The following is a 2,220-nucleotide window of genomic DNA, read 5'->3' as shown; positions in this document are numbered from 1 at the left end:
CGCAGGAGCTTCCATTCCCAGGGCAGCAGTTCGTGCAGACGCGATGCGGGAAGATCGGCGATACGGGCGAGGACGTCGGCGAGCCAGGCCTTGGGATCGACGTCGTTGAGGCGACAGGTCGTGATCATCGTCAGCATGATGGCGGCACGGTCGGCGCCACGCTGGCTGCCGGCGAAGGTCCAGTTGCGCCTTCCCAATGCGATGCCTCTCAATGCACGCTCAGCACAATTGTTGGTCAAGCAGATCCTGCCATCGTCGAGGAAGCGGGCGAAGTCGTCCCAGCGCCTGAGCATGTAGTTGACCGGCTTTAGGACCTCGGAGGAGCGCGAGAGGGTTTCGCGCTCACGCAGCAACCAGGCGTGCATGTCCTCGAGAAGCGGCTTGCTCTTTTCCTGGCGCACGGCACGCCGCTCGTCGGCGCCGCGGCCGTTGATGGCGCGCTCGATCTCGAACAACGCATCGAGGCGTCTGACCGCCTCCAGCGCGATCGGAGAGACCGGTTTGCCCTTCTTACCTTCCCGAGCATTTTTCTCGATGTCAGCCAGCTCGAAGAAGCCGCGCCGCGCATGGGCAAAGCAAAACGCCGGCGTAATCGGCAGCACCTTCTTCTGCGGGTCGAACAGCGGCTCGAAGCCGTTGTAGCAATCGGCTTGCAAGATACCGGCGAAGGCGGCCAGATGCTTCTGGGGATGCTCGCCTCGTCGGTCGCTCGAGGCGTAACAGACCGCCGCCGGCGGCGCAGGCCCGGCGAAGGGCCGGTCATCCCGCACATAAGTCCAGATCCGCCCGGTCGTGCACTTGCCCTTCGCCAGGATACGGATGGTGGTGTCGTCGCCATGAAGGCGCTCGGCCGCGAGCACGTGGCGTTCGATCAAGTGGAAGAGCGGCATGACGGCGAAGGTCCCGTGGCCGACCTGGTCGGCCAGCGTCGACAACGGCAGGTCGATCCCCTCGGCCTTAAAGCGCGCACCCTGGCGGTTGAGCGGGATATGCATGCCGAACTTGTCGAACAGGACCGTCGCCAGCAATTGTGGGCCGATGAAGCCGCGCGGCGTGGCATGGAACGGCGCGGGCGGCTGGCTGATCTTCTCGCAATCGCGGCAGGTGAACTTCTCGCGTACCGTCTCGATCAGCTTGAAGCGGCGCGGGATCTCCTCCAGCGTCTTGGTCACATCCTCACCGATCTTCGCCAGCCGCGATCCACCGCAGCAGGCACAGCTCGTTGGAGCCTCAATGACGACGCGCTCGCGTTCGATGTCATCCGGCCATGGCTTGCGCACCGGCCGCTTGCGCATGAAGGGGCGGACGTTCTGCGTCTTCGCCGCTGCGGCCTGCGCGGCAAGCTCATCCTCGCTCGCCGTGGTGACGAGTTCTTCGAGCTCCAACTCCAGCTGCTCGAGCAGCCGTGCCGTGCGCTCGGAGCGCTGCCCGTACAGTTCGCGTTTGAACTTCTCGATCCGCAGCTCGAGATGCGCGATCAGCGCTTCGTTGTCCGACAGCTCCGCCCGCGCACTGGCGGCCACCGCCTCGGCTCGCAGCCGCGCCTCACGCTCGGCCTGCAGCGCCGCCAGGGCACTGACAAGGTCCGATGGAAGATCGTCCGGCTTCGATATCATGAAGCCATTGAATCAGATCAAGCCGCAGATGCAAACCGTAAAAAAGGCTATCCGACCCGCGTCGGCCGCTGGGTTTCTTGTGGGTGCCTCCAGTCGATGCCGGACAGCAAGTAAGACAACTGCGCCGGCGAGATCGATACCGCGCCATCCGCCGCCGAAGGCCAAATAAATCGCCCCCGCTCCAAACGTTTCGTAAATAGGCAGGCCCCCTGGGAGTCGTGCCAAATCACCTTCAGCAGGTCACCTCTGCGACCGCGGAAGCAAAATAAATGGCCGCCCAGCGGGTCCTTGCCAAGCACTTCCTGAACCTGCAGCGCCAAGGAGGGGAATCCTCTGCGCATATCCGTGTGGCCGGTCGCCAGCCACACCCGCACGCCCGTCGGGATCGCGATCATCGGCGCTCCAGTCCGCGAGCAATTCGAATCACCGTCTCGACGTCCGCGCCGGGACCGAAGACCACGCGCAGCCCTTTCGGGCTCACGATCTCGATCTGGCCTGCCTCGACAGCTTCCGTCGTTGGGGGCGTGCTCGGCACAACTATCGCAGGGACGAATGTCGGGCCGATCGAACCCTCTCCAGCCCGATGATTGGAGGCCAAAGTTTT

At 64.2% G+C, this 2,220-nt stretch carries 2 protein-coding genes and 1 pseudogene; all 3 read right to left on the bottom strand.

Translation table 11 applies throughout. The features are described from left to right. Positions 1-1,616, bottom strand: a 1,616-nt coding sequence (locus K288_RS0143195; RefSeq protein WP_027584849.1) for an IS66 family transposase, incomplete at its 3' end; no start/stop codon positions are given. A 47-nt stretch (positions 1,617-1,663) separates the two neighbouring features. Then, positions 1,664-2,011 carry an IS66 family insertion sequence element accessory protein TnpB gene (gene tnpB, locus K288_RS0143190; protein WP_027584848.1) on the bottom strand — a complete coding sequence of 116 codons (348 nt, stop codon included), beginning with the start codon at positions 2,009-2,011 and terminating at the stop codon, positions 1,664-1,666. Then, positions 2,008-2,220, bottom strand: a pseudogene (locus tag K288_RS54560) (hypothetical protein); the annotation flags it as partial. The gene tnpB and the pseudogene K288_RS54560, both read right to left, overlap by 4 nt.

The organism is Bradyrhizobium sp. Ai1a-2 (assembly GCF_000426245.1).
Lineage (GTDB): Bacteria > Pseudomonadota > Alphaproteobacteria > Rhizobiales > Xanthobacteraceae > Bradyrhizobium.
This window is presented reverse-complemented; position numbering and strand designations above follow the sequence as displayed.